This is a genomic window from uncultured Ralstonia sp., assembly GCA_913056305.1.
GTDB lineage: Bacteria > Pseudomonadota > Gammaproteobacteria > Burkholderiales > Burkholderiaceae > Ralstonia.
Window position 1 is genome coordinate 1 of the sequence record CAJXMR010000344.1, and the last position, 3,248, is coordinate 3,248.

Sequence of the window (3,248 nt, forward strand, 5' to 3'; positions counted from 1 at the left end):
GCGGCAATGCGCGACGCCTGCGTGACGAGGTTCTGCTCCAGCGACAGCCGCGCCGCGAAGGCGACGTCGGCACGCGTGAACTGGTTGGATTGCGCGAGGTAGCCGATCAGGTCGACGCAGCCTTCACCGTAGCCCTTGGGGTCGGACAGCGTGTTGCGCGCGTCGGCCGCAACGTTCTGGCCTTTCATCGCGCGCGACAGCAGCGCGTAGCACTCGACTTGCGTATCGTCCTTGAGCACGAACTTCGGGTACTCGGCATCGAAGGTGGCCCAGTCGCGCTTCTTGCCGAGCACCAGCAGCCAGTCGTTGCGCAAACGGTCGGCGATGGCATCGCCCTGGTAGCGCTGCAGGAACGCGCGGACCTCGTCATCCGGCGCATCGGTGCGCGCGTAGCCGCTGGCGTCGAACAGCTGCGGCTTGATGCGGAAGTACTGGACGTAGGACGGGATCGGGTAGTCGGACAGGCTGTCGGCCAGCTCCCAGCTGCGCGACACGTCGTTGCGGCGCGCGGCGTTGCGCAACTCGATGAAGGCATCGTCCGGATTGGCCGGAATGCCTTGCGGCGCCTGCCGCTTGGCGGCCTGCGCCAGCGAAATCGGACCCAGCGGCCCCACGGCACCCGCGCCGATCAAGCCCGCGAAAGCCAGCGCCACCGCGCGATATACTGCCTTGCCCTTCAATGTCATCTGCTGCCCCATCCTTCACCGTTAGGTGGTTCGATTATCCCATGTCAGCCTTAGGGAACCCGCCTGGCTCGGCCCACATGGCCGCGCCGATCGAATCGCGCCGCGCCCTGCGCGCCATGCTGCTCGATGCGCGCGCCGCGCTGCCCGGGCGTGTCGCACATGACGCCGCACTGGCGCGGCACCTGGCCGACCTGCTGCGGACCCTGCCGGACCAGCGCCTCGCGGCCTACTGGCCCACACAGGGCGAGTTCGACGCGCTCGGCGTGCTCGGCCACTGGCTGGCGGCGGATGCCGCACGCCGCGCGCTGCTGCCCGTGGTGACAGACAAGTTTGCGCCCCTGCAGTTTCGGCGATGGACGCCCGATTGTGAAATGACACCGGGCGCGTACAACATTCCCATCCCGGCATCGGGCGAGACGGTCACGCCCGATGCGCTGCTGATCCCGTGCGTGGGCTTCGATGCGCAACGCTACCGTATTGGCTACGGCGGCGGTTTCTATGACCGCACGCTGGCTGCGCTGCACGCCGACGGGCACCGCCCGCGCACCATCGGCGTCGCGTTCGAGATCAACCGGGTGGAGTCGATCGCGCCGCAGGCACACGACATCGCGCTCGATTGCATCGTGACCGAGCGTGGCGTGTTCTGAACCTTCTCCTCATCCATCGCCATGACGACACACACGCTGACGACTGTCGCCCAACCCGAAGCCGTCTACGGCCAGCCGACCGAGCGCGCCGTCCGCAAAGAGATCGACCACCTGAACGAGGATTACCGCGCCTTCGTCGAGGCCTCGCCGTTCATCGTGCTGTCGTCGGTGGGGGCGGGCGGCACGGACGCCTCGCCCAAGGGCGACGCGCCGGGCTTCGTGCGCATCCTGGACGAACGCACGCTGGCGATTCCCGATCGGCCCGGCAACAACCGCATCGACAACCTGCGCAACATCGTCGAGGACGGGCGCGTGTCGGTGCTCTTCATCGTGCCGGGGGTGGGCGAGACGTTGCGCGTGAACGGCACGGCCACCATCTCGGCCGATCCGGCATTGCTCGCCTCGTTTGCGGTGCAGGACAAGCTGCCGCGCACGGTCATCTTGGTGAAGCTGCAGTCGGTGTACTTCCACTGCTCGAAGGCGCTGGTGCGCTCGAAGCTGTGGGAGCGTGCACAGGAGGCGCGTCCGGCGCTGCCGTCCACCGGCAAGATGCTGCAACGCTTGACCGGCGGGGCATTCGATGGCGACGCGTATGACCGCGAGCTGCCTGAGCGCCTGAAGACGACGCTCTATTGAGCGCTCAGCGCTTGGCTGTGGCTTTCTTGGCGGCGACCTTCGTGGCCGGCGCTTTCTTTGCAACAGGTGCCCGCTTGGGCTTGGCCGCCTTGGCGTTCGCCTCGCGCCGCGATGCCTCGATCGCCAGGCGCACCCAGTCGCGCAGCGGTTGGCCGCCGTCGAGCGCCTCGGCCGGCGTGCTCAGATAACCGGACATGGTGATGGTGCGCCCGTCGCGGTCGTAGCCGAACGGCGTCGACCCAACGGCTGCGAAGCGCGCACGGGTGGTGTCATCGATGCGCAGATAGCACGTGCCGTTGGCCACCAGCCCAAAGACGATGTCGTCGTGATACAGCCCCGCGCCGCCGAACATGCGGCGGGCGCGGATCTCGCCGATCTGCGCGGCGAGCGGCTGCAGTTCGTCAAGCAGCCAAGCAATCAGCGGATCCGGTGCGGCTGCCATGACGATCTCCTTTTGTTACAGACCCAGGCGCTGCCAGATGGAGCGCGTGGCGCCGGCTGCGTTGAGCGTGTAGAAGTGCAGCCCTGGCGCGCCGCCCTGCAGCAGGCGGTCGCACAGTGCCGTCACCACATCCAGGCCGAAGGCGCGGATCGATTCGCGGTCATCGCCGAAGCCCTCCAGGCGCTTGGCGATCCAGCGCGGGATCTCGGCGCCGCACATCTCCGAGAAGCGCATCAGCTGCGACGAGTTCGTGATCGGCATGATGCCCGGCACGATGGGCACGTCCACGCCGAGCTTGCGCGCGTCGTCGACGAACTGGAAGTAGGCGTCGGCGTTGAAGAAGTACTGCGTGATGGCGGAGTTGGCGCCGGCCTTCACCTTGCGGGCGAAGTTCTCCAGGTCCTGGCGCGACGAGCGCGCCTGCGGGTGGTATTCCGGATAGGCCGCCACCTCGATGTGGAAGGTGTCGTTGGTCTCGTGGCGGATGAACTCGACCAGTTCATTGGCGAAGCGGAACTCACCGATCTCGCCCATGCCCGAGGGCATGTCGCCGCGCAGCGCGACGATGCGGCCGATGCCGTGCTCACGATACGTGTTGAGGATCCCGCGGATGCTCTCGCGCGACGAGCCCACGCACGACAGGTGCGGCGCGGCCTCGATACCTTCGCGCTGGATTTCCACCACGGCGTCGAGCGTGCCCTGCTGCGTGGTGCCGCCCGCGCCGAAGGTCACGGAAATGAAGCGCGGCTTGAGCGGGCTGAGTTGCGCGCGCGTGTTGCGCAGCTTCTCGGCGCCTTCCGCCGTCTTGGGCGGGAAGAATTCGAAACTGAATTGACG

The 3,248-nt window shown here is 67.4% G+C and carries 4 protein-coding genes and 1 pseudogene; 2 read left to right on the forward strand and 3 right to left on the reverse strand.

Annotation, left to right across the window (positions count from 1 at the left end; genetic code table 11):
* Nucleotides 1-686, reverse strand: a pseudogene (locus tag QZ609_RS25705) (lytic transglycosylase domain-containing protein); the annotation flags it as partial.
* Nucleotides 687-727: 41 nt separating this feature from the next.
* Here QZ609_RS25705 and QZ609_RS25710 point away from each other — a divergent pair.
* Together QZ609_RS25710 and QZ609_RS25715 are read left to right on the forward strand one after the other, a co-directional pair.
* Nucleotides 728-1,333: a 5-formyltetrahydrofolate cyclo-ligase gene (locus QZ609_RS25710; RefSeq protein WP_295501101.1), complete on the forward strand. Its 606-nt coding sequence runs from the start codon at nucleotides 728-730 to the stop codon at nucleotides 1,331-1,333.
* Between the two features lie 21 nt (nucleotides 1,334-1,354).
* Nucleotides 1,355-1,969, forward strand: coding sequence for a pyridoxamine 5'-phosphate oxidase family protein (locus QZ609_RS25715; RefSeq protein ID WP_295501103.1), 615 nt, complete (start codon nucleotides 1,355-1,357; stop codon nucleotides 1,967-1,969).
* 4 nt (nucleotides 1,970-1,973) lie between these two features.
* Here the strand turns inward: QZ609_RS25715 and QZ609_RS25720 are convergent, their stop codons facing one another.
* Nucleotides 1,974-2,411: a TfoX/Sxy family protein gene (locus tag QZ609_RS25720; protein ID WP_295501106.1), complete on the reverse strand. Its 438-nt coding sequence runs from the start codon at nucleotides 2,409-2,411 to the stop codon at nucleotides 1,974-1,976.
* 15 nt (nucleotides 2,412-2,426) lie between these two features.
* Nucleotides 2,427-3,248: methylenetetrahydrofolate reductase [NAD(P)H] (gene metF / locus QZ609_RS25725; protein WP_295501109.1), on the reverse strand; the 822-nt coding region annotated here is incomplete at its 5' end.